The sequence below is a fragment of the Alteromonas pelagimontana genome (genome assembly GCF_002499975.2).
GTDB classification, from domain to species: domain Bacteria; phylum Pseudomonadota; class Gammaproteobacteria; order Enterobacterales; family Alteromonadaceae; genus Alteromonas; species Alteromonas pelagimontana.
Genome location: NZ_CP052766.1, coordinates 3,940,217 through 3,964,323 on the forward strand (window position 1 = coordinate 3,940,217; position 24,107 = coordinate 3,964,323).

General features: G+C 46.0%; 21 protein-coding genes. 10 read left to right on the top strand and 11 right to left on the bottom strand.

The window, feature by feature from the left end; genetic code table 11:
• The first annotated feature begins 237 nt into the window (after positions 1-237).
• Both CA267_RS17385 and CA267_RS17390 read left to right on the top strand, forming a co-directional pair.
• Entirely contained in the window at positions 238-2,877 is a 2,640-nt protein-coding gene (locus CA267_RS17385; RefSeq protein ID WP_075609614.1) for a TonB-dependent receptor, read from the top strand.
• Positions 2,878-3,141: 264 nt separating this feature from the next.
• Complete coding sequence (locus CA267_RS17390; RefSeq protein ID WP_232367571.1) at positions 3,142-5,109, top strand: tetratricopeptide repeat-containing sulfotransferase family protein; 1,968 nt, start codon at positions 3,142-3,144, stop codon at positions 5,107-5,109.
• Between the two features lie 36 nt (positions 5,110-5,145).
• Here CA267_RS17390 and ppsR read toward each other — a convergent pair whose 3' ends face one another.
• A complete protein-coding gene (gene ppsR / locus CA267_RS17395) occupies positions 5,146-5,958 on the bottom strand; it encodes a posphoenolpyruvate synthetase regulatory kinase/phosphorylase PpsR (protein WP_075609612.1) in 813 nt (270 codons plus the stop codon).
• 193 nt (positions 5,959-6,151) lie between these two features.
• Here ppsR and ppsA point away from each other — a divergent pair, with 193 nt between their 5' ends.
• Positions 6,152-8,524, top strand: coding sequence for a phosphoenolpyruvate synthase (ppsA, locus tag CA267_RS17400; RefSeq protein ID WP_075610085.1), 2,373 nt, complete (start codon positions 6,152-6,154; stop codon positions 8,522-8,524).
• A gap of 180 nt (positions 8,525-8,704) precedes the next feature.
• Here the strand turns inward: ppsA and CA267_RS17405 are convergent, their stop codons facing one another.
• Genes CA267_RS17405 through CA267_RS17415 form a run of 3 tightly spaced genes read right to left on the bottom strand, consistent with a single transcriptional unit; the run spans position 8,705 to position 9,229 of the window.
• Positions 8,705-8,884 carry a hypothetical protein gene (locus CA267_RS17405; RefSeq protein WP_139316247.1) on the bottom strand — a complete coding sequence of 60 codons (180 nt, stop codon included), beginning with the start codon at positions 8,882-8,884 and terminating at the stop codon, positions 8,705-8,707.
• A 48-nt stretch (positions 8,885-8,932) separates the two neighbouring features.
• Complete coding sequence (locus CA267_RS17410) at positions 8,933-9,058, bottom strand: class IIb bacteriocin, lactobin A/cerein 7B family (protein WP_083638468.1); 126 nt, start codon at positions 9,056-9,058, stop codon at positions 8,933-8,935.
• Between the two features lie 21 nt (positions 9,059-9,079).
• Positions 9,080-9,229 carry a class IIb bacteriocin, lactobin A/cerein 7B family gene (locus CA267_RS17415; protein ID WP_083638466.1) on the bottom strand — a complete coding sequence of 50 codons (150 nt, stop codon included), beginning with the start codon at positions 9,227-9,229 and terminating at the stop codon, positions 9,080-9,082.
• 319 nt (positions 9,230-9,548) lie between these two features.
• Here CA267_RS17415 and ydiJ point away from each other — a divergent pair, with 319 nt between their 5' ends.
• The 7 genes from ydiJ (at position 9,549) to CA267_RS17450 (ending at position 17,081) form a co-directional block, all read left to right on the top strand.
• Positions 9,549-12,593: a D-2-hydroxyglutarate dehydrogenase YdiJ gene (ydiJ, locus tag CA267_RS17420; RefSeq protein WP_075610083.1), complete on the top strand. Its 3,045-nt coding sequence runs from the start codon at positions 9,549-9,551 to the stop codon at positions 12,591-12,593.
• 254 nt (positions 12,594-12,847) lie between these two features.
• Positions 12,848-13,090: a twin-arginine translocase TatA/TatE family subunit gene (tatA, locus tag CA267_RS17425; RefSeq protein WP_075609611.1), complete on the top strand. Its 243-nt coding sequence runs from the start codon at positions 12,848-12,850 to the stop codon at positions 13,088-13,090.
• Between the two features lie 2 nt (positions 13,091-13,092).
• Entirely contained in the window at positions 13,093-13,509 is a 417-nt protein-coding gene (locus CA267_RS17430) for a Sec-independent protein translocase subunit TatA/TatB (protein WP_075609610.1), read from the top strand.
• Positions 13,506-14,297, top strand: coding sequence for a twin-arginine translocase subunit TatC (gene tatC / locus CA267_RS17435; RefSeq protein WP_075609609.1), 792 nt, complete (start codon positions 13,506-13,508; stop codon positions 14,295-14,297). The genes CA267_RS17430 and tatC overlap by 4 nt, the downstream gene beginning before the upstream one ends.
• Positions 14,298-14,470: 173 nt before the next feature.
• A complete protein-coding gene (locus tag CA267_RS17440; RefSeq protein WP_075609608.1) occupies positions 14,471-15,904 on the top strand; it encodes an alkaline phosphatase PhoX in 1,434 nt (477 codons plus the stop codon).
• 73 nt (positions 15,905-15,977) lie between these two features.
• Entirely contained in the window at positions 15,978-16,541 is a 564-nt protein-coding gene (locus CA267_RS17445; protein WP_075609607.1) for a PEP-CTERM sorting domain-containing protein, read from the top strand.
• 120 nt (positions 16,542-16,661) lie between these two features.
• Positions 16,662-17,081 carry a DUF4826 family protein gene (locus CA267_RS17450; protein ID WP_075609606.1) on the top strand — a complete coding sequence of 140 codons (420 nt, stop codon included), beginning with the start codon at positions 16,662-16,664 and terminating at the stop codon, positions 17,079-17,081.
• Between the two features lie 16 nt (positions 17,082-17,097).
• On the opposite strand, the gene CA267_RS17455 is transcribed toward CA267_RS17450, so the two are convergent.
• The 7 genes from CA267_RS17455 to CA267_RS17485 form a co-directional block, all read right to left on the bottom strand.
• Complete coding sequence (locus tag CA267_RS17455; RefSeq protein ID WP_075609605.1) at positions 17,098-17,556, bottom strand: GNAT family N-acetyltransferase; 459 nt, start codon at positions 17,554-17,556, stop codon at positions 17,098-17,100.
• A gap of 80 nt (positions 17,557-17,636) precedes the next feature.
• Positions 17,637-18,782 carry a cupin domain-containing protein gene (locus tag CA267_RS17460; protein ID WP_075610082.1) on the bottom strand — a complete coding sequence of 382 codons (1,146 nt, stop codon included), beginning with the start codon at positions 18,780-18,782 and terminating at the stop codon, positions 17,637-17,639.
• Positions 18,783-18,833: 51 nt separating this feature from the next.
• Entirely contained in the window at positions 18,834-20,042 is a 1,209-nt protein-coding gene (locus CA267_RS17465) for an adenylate/guanylate cyclase domain-containing protein (RefSeq protein WP_170669086.1), read from the bottom strand.
• 63 nt (positions 20,043-20,105) lie between these two features.
• On the bottom strand, positions 20,106-21,479 hold the full coding sequence (purB, locus tag CA267_RS17470) for an adenylosuccinate lyase (protein ID WP_075609603.1): 1,374 nt from the start codon (positions 21,477-21,479) through the stop codon (positions 20,106-20,108).
• Between the two features lie 14 nt (positions 21,480-21,493).
• Positions 21,494-22,120 carry a high frequency lysogenization protein HflD gene (gene hflD, locus CA267_RS17475; protein WP_075609602.1) on the bottom strand — a complete coding sequence of 209 codons (627 nt, stop codon included), beginning with the start codon at positions 22,118-22,120 and terminating at the stop codon, positions 21,494-21,496.
• The gene (gene mnmA / locus CA267_RS17480; protein ID WP_075609601.1) at positions 22,120-23,241 is read right to left on the bottom strand and encodes a tRNA 2-thiouridine(34) synthase MnmA; all 1,122 of its coding nucleotides are present in this window, start codon (positions 23,239-23,241) and stop codon (positions 22,120-22,122) included. Before mnmA ends, hflD begins: the two co-directional genes overlap by 1 nt.
• A 175-nt stretch (positions 23,242-23,416) precedes the next feature.
• Positions 23,417-23,965 carry an rRNA large subunit pseudouridine synthase E gene (locus CA267_RS17485; RefSeq protein WP_075609600.1) on the bottom strand — a complete coding sequence of 183 codons (549 nt, stop codon included), beginning with the start codon at positions 23,963-23,965 and terminating at the stop codon, positions 23,417-23,419.
• Positions 23,966-24,107 lie beyond the last annotated feature (142 nt).

A 24,107-nucleotide genomic window follows, 5' to 3' on the forward strand; every position in this document is an offset into this window, starting at 1 on the left:
AAGTTTCTACTGTAATTATTAGTAGTCAAATCTAGTTTTTTGCCACTTTTCTGCAGAACCTATTGATTTCATGTATTATATCGCCTCTCGCTATATAAATATAGTTAGAGAAGAAGGTAAAATTTCAATTTAAGTTCATATAATGCAATACGTCTATTTTTCAATCTGGTGCAATCGACAGCAGCAGTAACAGGTAAATATTGCAAATAAAAAGATTATAGACCAAGGAATACACTCATGCGAAAAACACAGCTTAGCTGCGCAATTTTGGCTGCGCTCACCTCTACGCATATTTATGCGCAGGAAAGTGATACGAAGGCAAAAATTGAAACCATTGAAGTGACGGCGACAAAGCGCACCGAATCAATTCAAGATGTACCGGTTGCGATTACCGCGTTAAACGGTAAAGCCTTAGAAAATCTTGGTATCGACAACTTTGGAGACTATGTAGAGTTTCTGCCAAACGTTACGTTTCAGGGAACGGGTCCTGGACAAAACGAAATTTACATTCGCGGTGCCGCAACAACACAATCCAGCATTATGCTTTCGTCTGTTCAGGCGCTACAGCCATCCGTGGCATTTTATGTGGATGAAATGCCGGTATCTATGGCTGGCCGTAATTTGGATGTATATGCCACGGACGTAGAGCGGATTGAAGTATTACCCGGGCCGCAAGGTACGCTTTTTGGTGCCAGTTCTCAGGCTGGAACCGTAAGAATGATCACCAAAAAGCCTAATCATTCCGGTTTTGCCGCTGGATTGGATATGTCATTGGCTTCAACTAAAGGCGGCGAAATAAGTAACGCTGTTGAAGCTTATATAAACATGCCGCTAACTGATAAGCTTGCAGTACGCGTGGCCGCATATAACGATAAACAAGGCGGTTGGATTGATAATATCGAAAACCAGCCAGGTAACGGTGGCTATACTGGCAGTGCGGTGGTAATTGACAGAATCTCTGGCGGGGTGCTGGCTGACCCGGAAAACACTCCCGTCGTGGCCCCACAAAATGACGCGCTAATTGAAGATGATTTTAATGATGCCGTTTATGCAGGGGCACGTTTCGGTTTATCTTATATCTTTAATGAGAATTGGGATCTGCTGGTTCAGCACACGCAGCAAACGTTGGATACCGAAGGTGTATTTGCCTACGATCCGAATCTGGAAGGGCAAAGCTCAACCAACCGCTTTCAGCCGGAAGAAAACACTGACGAATTTGGCCTGACAACCTGGACCTTGGAAGGACGACTGGAAAAGCTCGATGTTCTCTATACCGGCGGCTATTTAGACAGAGAGATTGATACTCTGGTCGACTACACCGGCTATACCAATGGCGGTTTGTTTTCTGCATATTATGTATGTAATTACGGTGCCAATGTTAATGCGGCGGATGAAACCTGTTTAGATCCCACTAAATTCTATAAAGAAGACACTACTTCAACGCGAAATACCCATGAATTGCGGTTTAACACTACTATTGATGCGCCTTGGCGTGTAACCGCAGGGATTTTCTATGATAAGCAGGAGGTGGCTACCATTGGTCAGTTTAAGATCCCCAGCACTGAAAAATTTCCCGATATGGCGCGCACGCTTCTTGGTAGCGAAGGTATTAACAGCAACGGCGGTCCTTTTCCTTCAGAGGTAGGCTTTGTTAACGATGTCACCCATACTATTGAACAATATGCTCTGTTTGGTCAACTGGAATACGATTTAACTGACACTCTTACAGCCAGTTTTGGTGCGCGCTGGTATCAGATAGATGATACTTATAAAGGGTCGACCACCACTGTGGATGTCAGCCGCAGAATAAGAGCTTTTGGCTCTTTGGATACGGACGAGCTAGAAGCTGTGGGTGAAGATCCCGAAGCGGTGTTAGCTGCTGTAGAAAGTGGTCAGCTGCAAGTGGGTTCACTGGATCCCGACGGCACCCTAACCGTCGATGATACGATCTATAAGTTTTCATTCGACTGGAAAGCGACAGACAACATTTTGCTGTTTGCCACCTATGCTGAAGGTTTTCGTCCTCCCGTCACTAACCGTGTAGGTGGTGGTCAGGCGAGTAATCAGACTGGCGCTTTTGAAGGCTTCCGTATTCCTGTTTATTCCACCACTGATACCCTGGATAATTATGAACTGGGTTTAAAAGGCGACTTTTTTGACGGTCAGGTGAGGTTGAATGCTACCGCGTATTATTCTGAAATTCAGGATTTGCAGACCTCACGTTTCGATCCGACTAACATCAGCTTCCTGGTATTTACCGATAATGTGGGCGATGCAGAAATTAGAGGATTGGATGCAGATATTACCTGGCTGGCTACCGACGATTTAGTAATCAGCTCTGCAATCAGTCTATTAGATACCGAACTTACACGGATAAATACGGAGCTGCAAGGAATAGCGCCAGGAGAAGGGGCAAGGTTACCTTACTCTGCAAAATTTTCCGGTAACATTAATGCTCGATATTATTTTGAGCTTCCAGAGTCAAGGACCGGGTACGTAAACGCTTCAGTGGCTTATACGGGTGACAGGCTCGCGGGCATGGTAATGGGTGCTTATGTTATGGAAGACGCCACGCAGCTAATTTACGGCACGGGCTCTGGACTCGAAATTGAAGAGGAAGCAGCAGTCTATGAGGGCGTGACATACAGTGACGCTGACGGGGATACCTTCCGTGGCGGTCGTTATGTTCAAGACAGCTACATTATCGCGAACTTGGCGATGGGTGTAACTAAGAACGATTGGAAGGCAGAGTTGTATATTGATAACGTATTTGATGAAAATGCAGTCTTGAATATTGATACCCAACAATTTACGCCAAAAGTGGTTACTAATCGTCCGAGAACTATTGGCTTGCGCTTTTCTTACGATTATTACTAGGACCAGTTGATCATTGCTACCCGAAGGAATTGTCGTGAATCTGTCTTGCTCGTTGTTGCTCAATACTTATTTAGCTGACTTTTCTGTAGCGAAAAGGCTTCATGGTTCGCTGCACAATTAAAGCAGGTTTACTGAAAATTCGGACGGCAAAGATCGACAGACGTTAGGCTTATACTAATCCATATCAGCGGATTAGTATTACGCGGTAGTAAAAAATAGCGGCAAGCGCTTACGCTTGCCGTTTCCAATTAGACTTGGTGAGTTATGATGGAAGTAGATGGACAAGATATCGCAGCGCAAGTAAAACGGGCGGTGCAGCAGGCGCGACTGGCCGAGGCAAAATCTCTCATAGATATGCATTTGGATAGTCTTGCTGATGAACGACAAAAAGCTGAGCTGCTATATCTTGATGCCGTTATTTATCGCATACAAAAGAACTATAGTGAGGCGTTATCCTCGCTCACCAGATTGCTGGTACTGCGACCTGATTACGGCAGAGCTTATCAGGAAAAAGGTTATTGTTTACTTGCTCTTGAGGCGAACAAAGAAGCTGCGGCCTGCTTCTACCATGCCACCTTACACAACCCCGCTTTGCTCCCGAGCTGGCAGCAATTGATAATTATTTATCAGCAACAGGAGCAGCATAATGCTTTTGCACTTGCCCAACAAAAAGTTGCTGCGCTTAATTCCCTGCCAAAACCTGTATTGGGCGGGTACGATTTGATGTATGAAGGCGCGTTTCATGCTGCCGATAAAGTCTGTCGGCAATTCTTGCAGGAGAATAAACATCATCCGGAAGGCATGGTTCTGCTCGCAGAAATCGGCATGCAACTAAATGTATTTTATGAAGCGGAATTTTTGTTGGAAAGTTGCACAACACTGTATCCTGAGAATCAAGCCGCCGCACAAAGCTATCTCAATTTGCTTTACAAGTTAGGAAAGTATGAACAGGTAATAAAAGTAGCTGATCGTTTGCTGAAGCAGCAGCCTGAAAATGTTGCGGTTTCTGTCACCAAAGCGAACGCGGTGGTTGGGCTAGGCCAACTTGATGACGGCATTGCTATTTTTATGGAAAGACTGGAAGCGCAGGAAAACCTGCCTGGTGTTTGGCTAGCCCTCGGTCATGCATACAAAGCGAAAGGAAACATTGCTCATGCATTGCACGCGTACCAAAAAGCGGCATCATTAACGCCCGAACTCGGCGACGCCTACTGGAGTTTAGCCAACACCAAAACCTACACATTCAGCGATCAAGAAATAGAGGCTATGCAGCAACTTGAAAGTACTAGTCTTTCTATCGAAAACAGAATTCACCTTCTGTTTGCTTTAGCAAAAGCACAGGAAGATCGACAGCACTACGATGAAGCATTTCAGTATTATGCGCGGGCGAACTCACTAAAATTGCGTACCAGCCGGTTTAATATTGAACCTGTTGAAAGGGCAGTTGAGGCTCAAATTGAGGCTTGTCCAGCAGAGTTATCCGGCTTAGGCGATGCAGGTTGTGACATAGCCGATCCCATTTTTATTGTAGGCTTACCACGCGCCGGCTCTACATTACTTGAGCAGATCCTTGCTTCTCATTCCTGCGTAGACGGCACAATGGAATTGCATAATATTATGGGGATTGCTGCCAGCCTTGGCGGAGGAAAAAAAGCCTACCCCCACAGCCTTGCTGATTTGACAAGCGAGCAGCGCCGACTTCTTGGGCAAAAGTACATTGACGATACCCGCTGCTATCGCGCGGGTGCACCGTATTTTATTGACAAGATGCCAAACAATTTTATGCACATTGGTTTAATCAAAAGCATACTTCCTCACGCAAAAATTATTGATGCCCGTCGAGAGCCATTTGCGTGCTGTTTCAGTGGCTATAAGCAATTGTTTGGCGATGGGCAGGAATTCACCTATGGGCTCAACGAAATCGGGCGGTACTACGTGGCCTACGAAAAGCTGATGAAGCACTGGGACGAGTTATTTCCCGGGCAAATCCTGCGCGTTCAGCATGAAGATGTCTTAGATGATTTGGAAGGGCAGGTACATCGTATGCTCGACTATTGCGGGCTGCCTTTTGAGGAGCAGTGCTTATCGTTTTATAACACTGAGCGCGTGGTGAAAACACCAAGCTCACAACAAGTGCGCCAGCCCATATACCAAACGGGAAGGGATCAGTGGCGGCACTTTGAAAGTCACCTGCAGCCGTTGTTCGATGCACTGAACCGGTACCCGGCTTAACGAACTTTAAACTGATGGAGCAGGATGCGCGGATCGTTAATATTTTTTCCGCTGAAGACCTGTTTCAGCAAGGATTTTCGCGGAAATTTCCTCAATCGAGAACTTGGTGCTGTTGAGGAAAGGAATTTTTTCCCGGCGATAAAGATTCTCTACTTCCCGCAGTTCCATTCTACATTGCTGTAAAGAAGCATAGCGACTGTTGGCACGCCTTTCGGAGCGTATTTGATGTAAACGATCAGGATGAATAGTTAAGCCAAACAATTTATCTTTAAAGCGTCGCAACGCGGGCGGTAGCTTTAATATGTCTCCCATATCTTCTTCTGTGAACGGATAATTAGCGGCTTTGATGCCGTACTGCAGCGCCAGATAAAGGCTGGTGGGTGTTTTACCCGAACGCGATACGCCCACCAGAATAATATCGGCGCTGGCGTAATCTTTTACACTGGAACCATCGTCGTTAGCTAGCGCGTAGTTTACCGCGTCAATGCGAATATCGTATGTCTTCTCATGAATACTGTGGGTGCGGTGTTTTTCCGGTTTGGACGGCACCCCCAGCACCTTTTCAACCGGCGCTACGAACTGATCGAGAAAATTATAATTAATTCCCACTGAGCGGGCGATAATCTTACGCACATCAATATTTACAATTGTATAAAAAACAAGCGGTCGCTCACCGCTGTCTTGAAAACTTTCAGATATTTTTTCCAGCACTTTATAAGCGTGTTCTTCCGTTTCGACGAAAGGAATCGTTTTATGATTGAACTGAATAGGGAACAGAGACAACAGGGCGTGGCCAAACACCTCAGAGGTAATGGCGGTACCATCGGAAATATAAAAAGCTGTGCGCACAACATATCCTTAACAATTGTCGTAAATTTATTACGAATTTAAGATAAATTTTACTTTCTGATTTTTCCCATTCTAAGATGGATTTATCGAAAAGCCAGTGCATCAAACAATTTGCTTGAGATGGCTTATGACGCGATACATCGGGCCCAGACAACTGGGCTACCATTTTTATGAAAAGCTGGAGGCTTTGGCAGTGCAAGATTACGTATTTTGGTATCAAGAATTAGGCATGCAGGATGTCGTACGCGTGGGTGGGAAAAATGCTTCATTGGGGGAGATGATTTCTAATCTGGCGAATGCCGGGGTTCAAGTGCCCGGAGGTTTTGCTACCACAGCAGACGCATTCAATGAGTTTCTGGAGCAAAGCGGCCTTGACGCCCGGATTCACCAGTTGCTGGATTCACTCGATGTTGATGATGTCACGGCGCTTGCTGAAGCTGGTAAAAATATCCGCCAATGGATTATTGATACACCGTTTCAGCCAGAGCTTGAAGCTGCGATAAAGCAATATTTTATTGAATTACAAGGTGACGCTGACCAAGATGCATCTTTTGCAGTACGTTCCTCGGCGACCGCGGAAGATATGCCTGACGCTTCTTTCGCCGGACAGCAAGAAACATTTTTAAATGTGAAAGGCTATGAATCGGTGCTGGTTGCGATAAAGCATGTTTTTGCGTCTTTATTTAACGACCGTGCCATATCCTACCGCGTGCATCAGGGGTACGATCATAAGGGCGTTGCATTGTCTGCTGGCGTTCAGCGCATGGTAAGAAGTGACATTGCTTCCTCTGGCGTTATGTTCACGATAGATACAGAATCTGGTTTTGAAGATGTGGTGTTTATCACCAGTTCCTTCGGATTGGGTGAGATGGTCGTTCAGGGCGCGGTGAATCCTGATGAATTTTACGTACACAAGCCTACTCTCAACAAGGGACTTCCTGCAATTTTGCGGCGTAATCTTGGCAGTAAGCTAATTAAAATGATCTATTCCGATGACCAAAGCCACGGAAAGCAAGTTTCTATTGTTGATATTGAGAAAAAAGACAGTATGCAATTCTCGTTGACCGATGAAGAAGTCACGGAATTGGCCAAACAGGCGATGATTATCGAAAAGCACTATAAACGTCCAATGGATATTGAATGGGCAAAAGATGGTGTAGATGGCAAATTGTATATTGTGCAGGCACGTCCGGAGACGGTCCGCAGTCGAGAAAATACGCAAAGCATAGAACGCTTTCATTTGAAAAGTGAAGGGAAAGTTATCTGCGAGGGCCGGGCTATCGGCCATAAAATTGGTGCCGGTGAAGCAAAGGTGCTGGCCTCTATTGAAGAGATGAACAAGATTCAGGCAGGGGATGTGTTGGTGACGGATATGACTGATCCTGACTGGGAGCCGATTATGAAAAAGGCTTCCGCCATTGTCACCAATCGCGGCGGCAGAACTTGCCACGCAGCCATTATTGCACGTGAGCTGGGTATTCCTGCGGTTGTCGGATGTGGAAATGCCACTGACACGCTTAAAAACGGCGAGAAAGTAACGGTTTCCTGTGCAGAAGGCGATACCGGCTACATCTATAGTTCAGCGCTGGAATTCGATGTGACAACGTCGCGGATAGATGCCATGCCCGACCTGCCGCTAAAAGTGATGATGAATGTGGGCAATCCTGACCGGGCCTTTGATTTTGCGCGGTTACCTCATAAAGGTGTAGGTTTGGCGCGGCTTGAATTTATTATTAATCGAATGATTGGCGTGCATCCAAAAGCTCTGCTCAATTTCGACAGCCAACCTGAGGAGCTGAAAGAAGAAATCAGCGATATGATTGCGGGTTACGAATCTCCCACTGAGTTTTATATTGAAAAGCTTGTAGAAGGCATTGCCACAATTGGTGCGGCGTTTTCACCGGAAAAAGTTATTGTGCGCATGTCGGATTTTAAGTCCAACGAGTATTTTAATCTAGTGGGAGGATATCAATACGAGCCAGATGAAGAAAACCCGATGTTGGGCTTTCGCGGAGCGAGCCGGTATGTGTCAGACGATTTCAGAGACTGTTTTGCCCTTGAATGTGAGGCGGTAAAGCGGGTACGCAATAAGATGGGGCTTACCAACGTGGAAATAATGATCCCGTTTGTACGTACTCTGGATGAAGGTCAGCAGGTTATTGATATTCTGGCAGAGCAGGGGCTGGTTCAGGGAGAAAATGGTTTGCGTGTTATTATGATGTGCGAACTACCTTCTAATGCATTGTTGGCAGACAAGTTCCTAGATATTTTTGACGGTTTTTCTATTGGCTCCAACGATTTGACTCAGCTTACGCTGGGACTAGATCGGGATTCAGGGCTTATCGCTCATTTGTTTGATGAGCGAGACGACGCTGTAAAAGCGTTGTTATCCATGGCAATCCGGGCCGCGAAAGAACGCGGAAAATACGTAGGAATATGCGGACAGGGCCCTTCAGATCATGAAGATTTTGCAGGATGGTTAGTGAATGAAGGAATAGACTCCGTCTCGCTGAATCCCGATACTGTTGTTGAGACATGGCTGTACCTGGCAGAAAATCATAATTAGATTCGTCTTCTGTAATTTAGGTCGGCGCTTTGCCGATCTATACTACAGTGTTTGCAAACTTTTGATCATAGATCAGAAAGTGAACTTCCCGCTGTTTTAGCCAAGCCGTATGTAGCGAAAGGGGTACCCGAAAGCGCTCTGCTTTTCCACTTAGCTATATCTGCATCTGCTAAGCCGGAATCAGTTTTTACTACGGCCAAACAAGTAATACCCATAGGCACCTAACATGATCCCGATTATCCCGCTATACCATAACGATAGCGCCTGATCTAAGGGTTTCGCTACGGCGTGAGTAATTTGAATTACCAAATATCCTAAGGCAGCAAGAAAGAAAACAGAATATTTTAAAATGTTCATCATATCTCTACTCGGAATAGCCAGATATTTTAAAATATCTGGCTTTGTTTTTTAACGCCAGTAACCCGCTCCGTACATGGCACTAATTAATCCCATATCCGCAGCTGCAATACCAAGAATAAGCGGTAAAATGCCGCCATTGACGGTTTCCAGTTCTTGAAGTGTTAATTCTTGCATAACATACTCTCCTTTTAAAGTTTACCAATAACCTGCGCTGATCATAAAGCCGGTAAGTGCCGCATCTAAACCTACAGCAGCTGCAATAATGGGAAGGATCCCACCATTGACTTGCTCAATTTCCGACGCGTTAAGTTGCATGGCTGGTGAATCGAAACTTATTTCGTTCATCGTTTTTCCTCCTTGAATTGATGTTGTGCCAAAATGGCCAAACCATTATTAACGTCTCTATAAGCTTTAACAACGGCCGAAAGGCCAGTTTTGTGACACGATGCAGCGTAAGTCTTCATTTATAGAAGAGTTGTTGAACCCGTTACTTACGAACGTTTATCTTAAATCACGTTATTTGAAAGTCAGATTTGACGTGAAATAAATTTATGCTTTGTCGGAATGAAGCAAAAGGAATTGTGGAAAACCGCAAGTTTTGGCTAGAGACTGACAGGAGCGATGGGTATACTTAGCGTCCAAATATCAGTTGGAGAGTTGTAACTTGAGCCTGCCGCGTATTGCCCCACAGAGTAGTCCCCTAAGCCATTATCAAGCGTACCTGACTGCGCTGGAAAATTCGGCTTTCAGCGGCGATATTGACTTCAGTTATGGCAGCAGGCTCGTTGTTGCTACCGATAATTCGGTGTATCAGAAGCTTCCTCAGGCGGTAATCTTTCCCAAGAACATTGCCGATATGCGAGCAATTGGTGAGATAGCGAATCAGCATCCGCTGGTGAAGTTTTCCGCCCGTGGCGGCGGAACCGGTACCAATGGCCAAAGCCTGACCGACGGTATTGTGGTAGATGTCTCACGATACATGACACAAATTCTGGAAATCAATGTTGAAGAGCAATGGGTTCGGGTACAGGCTGGTGTAGTTAAAGATGCGTTGAATGACGCATTACGCCCCCACGGCTTTTTCTTCTCACCTGATTTATCCACCAGTAATCGCGCTACGCTGGGCGGCATGATAAGTACCGACGCGTCGGGGCAGGGCTCGCTGGTGTACGGCAAAACCAGCGACCATGTACTTGGTCTTACCGCAGTACTCGCTAACGGTGAAGTACTGCAGACTTCTTCCATATCGATGGAAGAAGCAAAAAAGCGAGCGAGCGACAACACCAGCGAAGGGAAAATATTACAGCAGGTTTTAGCCACATGTGTGGGCAAACGCGATGAAATTCTGGCTAAATTTCCCCGCTTAAACCGCTTTCTCACCGGCTACGATCTTGAACATGCTTATGATGATCAGAAGCAACAAATTGATATCGGACGTTTGATCACCGGCGCGGAAGGGTCTTTGGCAATGGTTGCTGAAGCGAAGCTGTCGCTGACACCAATCGCTCGCCATAAGGCTTTGGTAAACATCAAATATGATAGTTTTGATTCTGCTCTGCGCCACGCTCCGCGCATGATAGCTGCAAAAGCGACATCAGTAGAAACGGTAGACAGCAAAGTTCTCAACTTAGCAAAAACAGACATTATCTGGCATTCCATTGCCGATCTCATTACTGATGTGCCCAATCAAACCATGCTTGGCTTAAATATGGTGGAGTACAACAGCAACGATGAAGCGCAAATCAAACAACGTATTGCCGCGTTAGAGCAGGAATTATCAGAAGCAGCAAGAACCGGGGAGTCTGGTGTAATCGGCTATCAGGTCACGTTTGATAAAGCTGACATCAGTAAAATTTACGCGATGCGAAAGAAATCTGTCGGCTTGCTTGGAAAAACAGCCGGAAGCCAGAAGCCCATTGCGTTTGCCGAAGACACCGCTGTGCCGCCTGAAAATCTGGCTGATTTTATCTTGGAATTTCGCGCGCTTTTGGATGGGCACGGTTTACATTATGGCATGTTTGGCCACGTCGACGCTGGTGTACTGCATGTTCGTCCCGCGTTGGATTTGTGCGATATTGAGCAGGAAAAGCTCATGCATACGATTTCGGATGAAGTTGTCGCGCTGGTGGCAAAATATGGTGGATTAATGTGGGGAGAGCACGGTAAAGGCTACCGCAGCGAATATGGTCCGGCGTTCTTTGGTGAAAGCCTGTTTACCGAATTGCGTAAGATAAAAAGTGCCTTTGATCCTCACAATAAAATGAATCCTGGAAAAATTTGTACACCTTTTGACAGTAACGAGGAATTGGTAAAAGTAAGCGATACCAAGCGCGCTACGTTTGATCGGACTATTCCCGTCGCCTTTAAAAGTGCCTTATCACCTGCAATGGAATGTAATGGCAATGGCTTGTGTTTCAACTATGACACGACCTCGCCAATGTGTCCTTCAAGTAAAATTACCGGCGATCGCCGTCATAGTCCAAAAGGAAGAGCCGGGCTGATACGGGAGTGGATCCGCTTACTTAGCGAACAAGGGGTGAATACCGCTAAATTGAACGCGCAGATGTTTTCCTCTTCCTGGTGGCAGCGTTGGCAAAACAGCCGTAATCGCCAGGACGATTTTTCTCACGAAGTATTTGATGCGCTTAATGGCTGCCTTGCTTGTAAATCATGTTCGAGTCAGTGTCCGGTAAAGGTGGATGTGCCGGAATTCCGCTCGACGTTTTTATCTATTTACTACCAGCGCTATTTGCGACCTTTAAAAGATCATATGGTAGCAAATATTGAACGTATGGCACCGATAATGGCAATCGTGCCTGGCTTTATCAATTTCTTTCTTAATCAAAAGTTCGTACAGGGAATGATTGAAAAATCCATAGGTTATGTAGATACGCCGCTGCTGTCAGTGCCGGTGCTGGGGGATCGTATTGATAAAGACGAGGTTGCTTTCGATTTCCAGTCGCTAGCAAAATTAGATTCCGCGGCCCGTCAACGTCATGTACTTATTGTGCAGGATCCTTTCACCAGCTACTACGACGCCCAGGTGGTGGCTGATTTTGTGCAGTTAGTGAAAGAACTGGGGCTACAACCAGTATTGCTGCCTTTTAAACCAAATGGGAAGCCGGAACATGTAAAAGGCTTTTTGCAACGTTTCGCGAAGACAGCGGCAAACACCGCCGCATTTTTAAATCAGTTGCAGGAATTAGATATTCCCATGGTGGGAGTGGATGCATCACTGGTACTGTGTTATCGCGATGAATATACTAAAACGTTAGGGGAGGCGAGAGGCCACTTTTCTGTTCTCACCGTGCATGAATGGCTATTATCGCTGCCAGAGTCGATTTGGCCCGTCCTTTCAGCCGCGCAAGCCACCGAACCATTAGCGCTTTTCAGCCACTGTACAGAAAAAACGGCATTACCAAAATCTGAAAACCAATGGCAGTCGATTTTTGCTCGTATAAAACAGCCTCTTGATATCGTTGCGGTTGGCTGTTGCGGTATGGCAGGGACATACGGTCACGAGGCTGATCAAAAGGAACGTTCACTAGGCATTTATGCTTTGAGCTGGGAACAAGCAGTTCAGCGATACCGGGCAAGCCAAATTCTCGCAACCGGCTACTCTTGCCGAAGCCAGGTGCATCGCATTGAAGACTTTAAACCGCGCCACCCGTTGCAGGCATTGCTTTCTTTAATACGAGTGCACCCTTAAACGATGCCAGATCGGTCGCCGAATCGACTGGTCTGGTGCGAAATATTTGTTTTAGCCCTGCCGGAAAAAGCCGGTTCCCTTGCTAACCGTTTAACCGATATTGTGCTGGCTCCAGATCGCGTGGCTCGCGCCGCAATCATTCATTCGCATTTCTCTTCTATCTCTACGTTTTAAATCCTTCATCAATCTGTCATTGATGTTTCATATTGTCTTGCCAGTATCGCTATTCACACTGTAAATCCTGGAGAAAACTGATGGGCGTGAATATGTGGCAGATCCTGCTGGTATTAGCGATATTTTTACTTTTATTTGGTCGCGGCAAGATCCCGGCGCTCATGGGTGACCTTGCGTCGGGTATAAAAAACTTCAAGCAGGGGATGCGAGAAGATGAGGAGGAAACGCCAAAAGACACTCTGGCAAATCGATCCTCTACAGAAACATCAGCGGTTGAGCCTGCCGCCACTGCTGCTGCATTGTCTGAAAAAACAAGCCGCTAATTATGCTGGATTTCAGTTGGGCTGAACTATTTTTTGTCGCTGTTCTGGCACTTATCATTCTGGGGCCGAAAGATTTGCCTCAGCTTTTCCATATCGTCGGAAAATTTATTGCTAAAGTGCGCCGTATGTATGCCGACCTTCAAGGCAGCATTTTGCAGCTGGAAAAGGAAGTGAATATTGCATCAGGCAAAGGAAAAAAAGGTGATGACAGCTGGCGTGATTTACTTCCGCCTGAGTTACGCGAATTACCCGCCGATTTCCGTCCCGGCACAATAAGTGCGGCTCAGCATCAGCAGCGGCAAGAAATGATAACTGCTGCTCGTAATCAACATGCTGAAGCCACCGCGAATGCTGCAAAAGAAGCAGCGTCACCAGTTACACAAACATCTTCTAACATCGGCAAAGGCTTGGACAGATGAATCAGGAAAACCTTGATCTTTCCCGGGCGCCGTTGCTGGCGCATCTCACGGAGCTACGGACCCGACTGCTATATTGCTTACTGTTTTTTGCGGCCGCTTTTGGTATCGCATACTATTTTGCTAACGATATTTACCGCTTCCTGCAACAACCATTAGTGGAGATATTTGGCGCGCAAAGCGGAAGAAGGATGATTTATACCAGCTTGCAGGAAGCATTTTTTACCTATTTAAAGCTGTCCTTTTTTACCGCGCTTTTCTTCACTTTGCCTCTTATGTTAATGCAACTGTGGCGTTTTTTGGCGCCTGGGTTGTATTTACACGAACGTAAAAGTTTGATTCCTTTGTTTTGTATGACACCGGTGCTGTTTATAGCCGGCGGCGCTCTGGCCTTTTACGTGGTCATGCCGATGGCGTGGGAGTTCTTTATCAGCTTTGAAACCACAGGAACGCAGCAGGCCATCAACGTTGAGCTTGAAGCCAAAGTCAGTGAATACCTTTCTCTCGTAATAAAGTTGATTTTAGCCTTTGGACTAAGTTTTGAACTACCGGTATGTCTACTAGTGATGGCAAAAGCGGGTTTGGTCACTGCCGAAACGTTGAAGCGTTATAGACGCCACGCCATTGTGATTATTTTTCTACTTGCTGCGTTAATTACGCCGCCAGATTTAATTTCACAAATAGCATTAGGCACACCCATTATTTTGCTCTATGAACTGTCGATTATGATGATTAGCTGGATGCAAAAGCAGCAGCAAAAGGAGAGTCAGCAGGCTGTAAGCGATCTATAACATAAGCCGTTGTTTAACCGTAACAAAACTGTACGAAAAACGTAAAAAAAAATGCCTAATCCTGTCACTTTTGGACCGTAGATTGGTGTTGGAAGCAAGACCTGAGGAAGCCGTACCCTTACACCATTTGGGATTTCTTCTTGATAATAACCCAACATCAACAGGTATAAAAAATGTCAAACGTAAAAAAATCTTTGGCCGCCTCGAGCCAAGCTGTAGTCAACCGTCGGGAATTCGTTAAAGGCAGCTCCGTTGTCGCTGCCAGCACCGCTTTTGCAGCAATGTCGACTAAGGCAGTAGCCGCAAATTTGCCTTATTCAGATTCTTACGGCCCTCTTTCGCTAAAAAAGGACAAGGCCACTGGTCTTGAGCTACTGGCATTGCCAGAAGGATTTGAATACACCTCATACGGATGGACCGGGCAGATACAGTCTGACCGTACCCCAACTCCAACTGATCACGATGGCATGGCGGTAGTTGCAGCAAAACAAAACGTGGTTTGTCTTGTTCGTAACCATGAACTGGATTTTGGCGAAAGTCATCCCTGTTCACCTGTTAGCGGCCGCGGCATTTATAACGCTGCCCAAAATGGTGGAACAACCAACGTCTTGTTTGATGTGATGGAGGGCAAGTTCCTTTCTTCCTACAACAGCTTAGGTGGCACTATCCGTAATTGTTGTGGCGGTCCTACGCCTTGGGGCAGCTGGCTTTCTTGTGAAGAAACCTATCAACAACAACAGGGTTTTTATCACGGATACGTATTTGAAGTACCCGGATTCGGTATTTCAGATGGCAATCCAATTCGCGAGATGGGACGTTTTTCTCATGAAGCAGCGGCTGTCGATCCCGCTACCGGCTATGTGTACATGACAGAAGACACTGGCGCTTCTGGCTTTTACAAGTTTGAATCTGCAGGAGAATACGGCGACCTGAAAGCGGGCGGCAAGCTTTACGCCATGGTATTAAATAATACCCCTCGTGTTGATTTGCGCAATGGTCTGGTAGAAGGTTCTTCGTGGACAGTAAGCTGGCAGGAAGTGCCTGATCCAGATGCGTTTAACGAAACCTGTTTTTCTCAGGCGTCTGATGCTGCAATTATCGAGCGCGGTGAAGGTTGCTGGTATGACGATGGCAAAATTTACTTTGTTTCGACCAGTGGTGGCGCGGCAAACCTGGGTCAGATTTTCTGCTTCGATCCTAGAAAGCAACAACTGACCATTATTTTTGAATCACAAAGCGACTCCCAGGTAAATGGCCCGGATAACATAGTGGTAAGTCCTCGCGGCAGCATTTTGATGTGTGAAGACGGAAGCTCTAATCCTAAGCGGTTGGTGGGTCTGACGCAGGGTGGTGATACATTCACTTTTGCGGAAAATCATATGATGCTGGATCAAGGCGATTTGGAAACCATTGATGGTGTGTATCCGGGCGTTAAAGACAACTTTTCTGATTCTGTGGGAAGCTCGACTGACGGTAGCGCACGTCGCAGTTTCTCGAGCAGCGAATGGGCTGGCGCCTGTTTCTATGGCCGTTGGTTGTTCGTCAACATTCAAACTCCAGGTGTGACTTTTGCAATTACCGGTCCGTGGGAAAACGGCGCTCTATAAACTGCGCGAAATTAAATAATGCTACGCCCGCTAAGGGCGTACTTCACATAATAAAATAATATAGGAATACACAATGAAACAATTAATTAAAGCCATTGCAGTGGCGTCACTTATGATTGGAAGTTTTGCCGCGAACGCAGGAATTATGCCGATTTCACTACCTTCATCTTATACTGGAACGGTAGCGTCAGAAGACGGTTGGTTGGCAGGAGATACTTCAGCCATCGATTTCTTCGTATTTTCCTTGGATAAGGAAACTGAGATTAGTTTTAATATCGACGCTTTAACGTCATTCGGCATGAGCTTATACGCCGGTGAACTATCGGCAGATCCGAGTTTTCTTTTCTCGAACTCCAGTGACTTTATCACGTTCACTGGAGAAAGCTTGACGTACCTGACAGGCATCGACGGATTTACACCCAATGCAGGTGAAAATGAACTTGATGCGGGATGGCTTGCTGCGGGTGTCTATACACTTGCGCTAGGGGGTAACGAAGGTATAAGTTTTGCCAGCGCAGCATATACCTTAGAAGCTATTGCCAATGCTGCACAGGTTCCAGAGCCAGGCACTTTTATCTTAACGATAATGGGTGTGGCTGCCTTGATACAACGTAAAAAACGTAACGCCTACAAGTAGACATAAAAAAAATCGCGGCAGGAATGGGCTTGCCGCGTCTTTTCCACGCTATCACACATTTTGCCAATCAAGGTACGCTGTACAGTAATGCTAATTACATCAAGCTGCTGTGCAGTAATCATGACAGATAATAAAGCCAACGAATTGACTGACGAACAACGTGCTGCTTGGGTAAAACAGCAATACCAGAAAGCCAATAAACATTTAGCTGAGCATGAAATATTATTTGATACAGTAGATGCGCCAGCCAGTCGTTACCTAGCTCCTTTTGTTGCCATCTGGAAAATCAAATCTCAGGATAATAAGCACTACTGGGTTCTTACAGGTAATTTACCTTCAGACGTTACAACCATTGATAACGCGCAAAATGCCAGAGATGCCGTTCGATATTTTGCCATGTCTTGGCAAATTAAATCAGCTAACCTGGCTCAGGCAAGTGAGGATAAGATCAAAATGGATTTTGCCGCACTTTTACAGCAACGTGCAGAAGATCTGTACGATATATTTGATAATGAAAAATTGTGGCCGTCTGTTTCTTAGTTCTGTCTGCACGCAGTTAATGCATTTTAGTAACATCAGGTAGTGGAAAGTTATTCACCGAACAGGCCATACGCTGGCGCGGAATCCCAGCTTCCATAAAAACCGGCCCCGAGGGTTTGAAGCCTAATTGACGGTGGTGTTCCACCCCTTCCAGATCGCAGCTTACGCTTACGGTGGGAACTTGTTCAATTTTCGCCAGCCCTATTAAAGCATTAAAAAGTTTTTGATAGACTGCTTGATCCCGATGCTCTTGCTTTACCGCAATTCTGCCAATTTCTCCGTCGCGGGTTAAACGTCCGGTTGCAATGGGTTCACGTTTATCATTGCTAATCAGAATATGGAATGCATTAGCGTCACGTTCGTCAAACTCCGCCTCTCGCGGAAGCCGCCATTCAAGAATAAAAACCCGTTCTCGTAATTGTGTTAGTCGATTTTTACCGCTCACCCAATCAACGTTTTCTACCTGAAACGCCATATGATTTACTATGATGATGTTTTAAACTGATTATGTTTTAAACTGATTATGTGTTGGTTAGGGAACTGTTAATCATGCAGTCATTCGTGCAGTTCCCAATACCCCTTATTGATAAGAGTAGACACAATTTCTAAAAGCGCGAATTTATTTTCGCACTTGCTTATGCATTCAGAAGTTACCCACTCGCCAGAAAGTATAGCGAGCACAGACGATTCGCAAGCCCGTGACGCGGTAAAGAGTTCTCCGTTGACGAAAAACGTAAAAATACTGCTGTTGTTAGTGGGGGTAAACAGCGGGCGACATCCCGGCACACGCTGAAAAATAGCACCAGCTTTCAGCGCGTTGTTTAAGGTTTCCGGTTGATAAAGCGTAGCGGGAAAAGATTCGGGCAGTTGCTGATCACTTAATAACCGCAGCATAGCTTGTTGCCACTGATCGCCGTTGAGTACGTCCATCAGCAGGGATTTCAACGTTAAAAGTGCGGTAGAGCTGACGAGGGAAGGGTGTGATTGGGCAGTCAAAGCCGGATCGGTGTAACGTATTGCGGTATCGGAAGCTGTTGCAAATATCTCTGGCAGGCTTTGAACGATTTGCGCCTGATCTGGTGCTCTGAAACCAACCGAGTATGTCATACATTCATCTACAGCCACGCCATTGTGCGGCCAGTTTGGCGGGATATAAAGCATGTCTCCTGGTGCAAGTACCACGTCCATAACAGCTGCAAAAGGCTGGATTTGCTTTAGGTCAGGATGAGGATACTGCGCGATATGTTCCCCAGGCTTTCCCACTTGCCAGCGGCGTTTGCCTTTTCCCTGAACCAGAAAAACATCGTATTGGTCAAGGTGGGGCCCAACTCCGCCTCCAGGGGAGGCAAAACTTACCATTAAGTCATCCATGCGCCAATAAGGAATAAAGTTAAACGCTTCCATTAAGGCATCAGCGTCGGGTAAGTATTTATCGACTCCCTGCACTAACAGCGTCCATTTGTCCCGGCAAAGCTCGCCAAAATCTGTTTCAGTAAAAGGACCATGCTCAACGTGCCAGCCGTGCGCATCTTGAATAACCATGCGACTGTCTGCTTCCTCTTCCATTGCTATGCCAGCTAAATCATTTTCATCCAGAGGATCAACGAATGGCGAAAAGACATGGCGGAACACAGCGGGTTTCTTTTGCCAATGCTGGCTCAGAAAGTCATGAATGGAGAAGTTTGTCAGCGAGAAAGTCATGGCATGAGTCATTTAGTAAAAGCAGAATTATGCGGATTTGTTCTCTCAGCTTCAAGTAACAAAAGCGGGCGGCGGATGCGTCACTTTGAAGGCGGTCAGCGATAAACTGGATGCCGGGACAGCGAGTGGCTGATTATAGTATGTGACGATTGCATTGTAAGAATTTTGACAGAGGAAAATGGTGCCGGGTGTAGCGGCGTGTTCCAGGCGTGCGGCACGATTGACTGTCTTCCCCCAGATGTCAAATACCGGTTTTTCTTTACCTATGATTCCTGCGGTTACAGCACCAGTCGCGATACCTATTCGCAAATTGCACGGTAAATGTAACCTTGTACAATAGCGTTGAAACGTTTCATTTATCCGCCAGGCAAAGCGGTACATTGTCACGGCGTTGGGTTCCGATGTGGGTCTAGAGCTTACGGTAGAGGGAATGCCGACTGCTGCCATATATTCATCGCCGTTAGTTTTTATCTTCTCGACACCTAGTTGCTTGGCAATAGCGTCAAACTGGCAGTACAGGCTATCTAAAATCTCTACTACCTCTTCATCCTCAAACGTTTCGCTTAAGCGAGTAAAGCCTTGTAAGTCAGCGAACATTACGCTAGCACAGGAGACTGTCTTCGTTTGTCCCATTGGCCATAGCTGCTGCAGATTATTGCTGCTTGAAGGCGGAAATATATTGGCTAATAAAGCGCGTGTGTCATTGTTAACCTTCTTGAGCGCCTGCCACCTCGTTTGAGTTTGTCTTTGAAAGCATAACAGGATGATGAGAGTGGCAAAGGTGAGGGTAAGACTGTCTGCAAGACGAACAACGTGCTGCCATTGCGCAAAATCGGTATTCATCATTTCTATAGCAATAAATAGCCCACTAAAAGCCATTGCGGTGCCTAGTTGTTCAGTTCGCTCGTTAGTGCGGTAAAAGAATCCACACACAAGGTTACCGAGCAACAAAAAGTGCTGGATGCCAAGAGACATTCCCCAAATTACGCAAGCACAGCATAAATAACTGGCAAAAATTACGTTTAGTAAACGACGAGCGATAAGAACCTGCTGGCGGGAACAGTAAAGCAGTATTAATGGAATGGCGGCACTATGACAAAGCAGGTTTATATAACCGCCAGCACCAATGGTTTCAACATAATAAATAGCAATGGAGAGCTGAATAACGAAGCAAAAGCTCATCATCAGTGTTATCTGCTTTATCAGTGCAGACAAGTAGCCGCGGGAAGAGGTAGATGATGAAAATATCTGATGATGCATTAGCCTTCCAATAATAAAAAAGACCGGCGTTAAAACCGGTCTTAGAAGGCTACAAAACATTTCCTATTTTGGTAACTGATCTACCAGACGGATTGCATCGCCAATATAATTTGCAGGAGAAAGAGACTTTAATTCCGTTTTCACATTTTCAGGCAGTTCAAGGTTATCAATGAAATCGGCAATGGCAGCGGCGTTAACTTTTTTACCACGAGTCAACTCTTTCAGCTTTTCATAAGGTTTTTCAATGCCGTAGCGACGCATAACGGTTTGAATTGGCTCTGCCAGAAGTTCCCAGTTATTATCCAGCTCAGTTAGCAGACTCGCTTCGTTCACCTCTAATTTACTGATACCTTTTAGCGTGGCCTGATAAGCAATAATGGCATAACCCACGCCCACTCCCAGATTGCGCAGCACTGTGGAATCTGTCAGATCTCGTTGCCAACGAGAAATAGGAAGTTTCACCGCCAGGTGATTAAAAATCGCATTGGCCAGGCCGAGGTTCCCTTCTGAGTTTTCGAAATCTATCGGGTTCACTTTATGTGGCATAGTTGAAGAGCCAATCTCTCCGGCCACCGTCCGTTGCTTAAAGTGACCAAGCGCAATATATCCCCAGACATCCCGATCAAAATCAATCAAAATGGTATTAAAGCGGCTAACAGCATCAAATAACTCGGCAATATAATCGTGGGGTTCAATTTGCGTAGTATAAGGATTCCACGTCAAACCCAGGCTTGTCACAAATTTTTCAGCTGCATCATGCCAGTCAACATTGGGGTAGGCTGAAAGGTGAGCATTATAGTTGCCCACGGCGCCGTTAATCTTGCCGAGCAATTCTACCTTAGCAATCTGCTCGCGCTGACGCATTAAACGCAACGCCACATTAGCCATTTCCTTGCCCATAGTGGTAGGCGAGGCTGGTTGACCGTGAGTTCGCGCCATCATGGGAATTGCTTTGTAGTCTTGTGCTAAGCGCTTTAGCTCAGCAATAAGCTTGTCACAGTAAGGCAAAATTACTGAATCACAAGCCTCCCTCAACATCAGAGCGTGGGAAAGATTGTTGATATCTTCCGATGTGCAGGCGAAATGGATAAATTCACTGATGGCATTAAGCTCGCTGTGGTGCTCAACTTTTTCTTTAAGAAAATATTCAACTGCTTTTACATCGTGATTGGTGGTGCGTTCAATGTCTTTAATACGCTGAGCATCATCGACAGAAAATGACGAAACAATCTCGTCGAGCAGCGCGTTTGACTGCTGGCTAAAAGCAGGGACTTCTGCGATCTGACTGTGACTGGCTAACATCTGTAGCCAGCGAACCTCTACCTGTACCCGATATTTTAACAGGCCATATTCGCTGAATATTCCCCGTAGCTCAGCGCTTTTACCGGCGTAACGTCCATCAACAGGGGAAATTGCGGTTAACTGACTCAGTTCCACCTTTAGCTCCTCAACTAATTAATCAATCTTAGCGCTTGGGTAGCGCTTTCCAGAATTTGCTTTCGACTAAATAAAATCTGTCTTCGTCTGCCACCCATCTGTCGCCACATAACCGCAGAACGCAAGCCAGCCAGTAACAGAGCGCGCACGCGATGCTGATTTATAGGTTGGCTGAGTAAATCTTGATTTCCAGCCACCTGGATACGTGGTGCAAGAGGACTGATGATATCGCTGTAGATACTGGCGAGCGATGATACAATTTGAACATTATCAAACTCCACATGAGCAAGCTGACGCTGCACATGAGAAATGCGCTCTGCAAGTTTATTCAGTGCATCTGGCTTTTTAGCTAATTTACGCTCAAGCCCAAGTAAACTGGCGATATAACGGGTGATCTCGGTATCTTTTTTCGCTGTTTTATCAGATAACTGACTAAATAGCGTGCGGTAACCAATTTTTAGATTATCCAGCTTACCAAATACATGCTGGGGAGATTCCGGGTCTGTGACTAAAATACTCGAAAGACTGGCTTCATAGGCATCTTTGTCAACATTGCCTTTGCGGGCCAGTTGCTGGACAAGGGCCGCAGCCTGACAAACCCCGGCAAGCGCAAGATGCTTTTCAATTTTCGGATCTAACATCAGCGGATGTAACTCTCAATGATGCCGCCGCCAAGACAGACTTCCTCTTGATAAAAAACCGCCGACTGACCCGGGGTGACCGCCTTTTGCGGCTCATCAAACGTCACCTTTATTTCATCATCGGTTGTCGGTGTCAGTACGCAAGGAATGTCATTCTGGCGGTAGCGGGTTTTAACCATAGCACGAACCGAGGTCGTAAGCGGATTGCGATCGACCCAATGTAGTTGTTTGGCAATCAAGCCATTAGAAAATAAACGCGGATGATCAGCGCCTTGGCCAACAATCAACACATTGCGGGAGACATCTTTATCCACGACATACCAGGGGTCATCGCCAAAATCTTTCAGCCCGCCGATATGCAACCCTTTACGTTGTCCTAACGTATGATACATCAAACCTTCATGCTCACCGATAACATCGCCTTCAGCGGTTTCAATGACACCAGGTTGAGCAGGTAAAAAACGAGCGAGAAAATCTTTAAATTTCCGTTCGCCGATAAAGCATATACCGGTAGAGTCTTTTTTATCGTGGGTAACCAGCCCCTGATCTTCCGCTATTTTCCTTACCATCGGCTTTTCCAGTTCCCCTACAGGAAACAAGGTTTTAGCGATGTGCTGTTCACCTAATGTATAAAGGAAATAGCTTTGATCTTTATTGCTGTCCAGCCCCCGCAGCATCTGCCAGCCATCCTGATATTTACGCCGTCTTACGTAGTGACCGGTGGCGATATAATCAGCGCCTAAATCTTCCGCGGCGAATTCAAGAAAGGCCTTAAATTTGATTTCTTTGTTGCACATGATATCGGGATTGGGAGTACGCCCGGCTTTATATTCAGCCAGAAAATATTCAAATACGTTGTCCCAATATTCAGCAGCAAAATTGATAGTGTGTAGATGAATGCCCAGTTTATCCGCGACGGCTTGAGCATCGGCAAGATCTTCTGCTGCAGAGCAATACTCATCATTGTCATCTTCTTCCCAGTTTTTCATGAACAGGCCTTCTACCTGATATCCCTGTTCTTTTAACAGGTAAGCAGAAACGGACGAATCGACACCGCCGGATAGGCCAACAATGACTTTTTTCTGTTCAGGGGAATTGTGAGCAAATGACGAATTATTCACCTTTTATAACACACTCTTTTACAGGTAATTCAGGGTCGCGGATTCTACCAGATTAATTGTCATTTAGCACGACTCAACACGCACTTATACTGATCCGCATTGATGCGGATGTGTATTACAGTGTTGTGCTTTCGTGCAGACTCTGGAATTACGCACGCTGCGTCGACGCGTGGCGTTAAAGCGGAATACTGCGGTATGCGCCATTCGCCAGACCGTCAATAGTCCAACTGCCTACACGATAGCGAATGAGTCTGAGTGTAGGATAGCCGACATTGGCCGTCATTCTACGAACCTGGCGGTTCTTGCCTTCTGTAATGGTGATGGATAGCCAGGTGGTTGGGATAAGCTTACGGAACCGAACCGGCGGATTTCTTGGCCATACAGAAGGCGGCTCCATACGTTGAATTTTAGCGGGTAAAGTTCGGCCATCTTTTAGTTCAACGCCGTGGCACAACATCCGAATGGCATCATCTGTGGGCTCACCTTCTACTTGCGCCCAATACGTTTTACTGGTTTTGGCGGCTGGGTGAGCGAGTTTGTGCTGTAACTTGCCGTCGTTTGTCAACACCAGTAATCCTTCTGAATCACGATCCAGTCGACCGGCTGCATACACGTTAGGAATGGGAATAAAATCTTTCAATGTTTTTCGTCCATCCTCGTCAGTAAACTGAGAAAGAACGTCGAAAGGCTTGTTGAACAGGACCACGCAGGGGGAAGCAGACATGAAGTACCTCTACCGATAAATGTAGCGTAGTGTAACAGAGGAAACATGCTTAAGCTGATGAAAATGTAAGTGCATGGGAGAGACGAAGAACCTCTACGGCATTGTCAAACGTCTATTTTCAATGATCACCTACGCTAACACA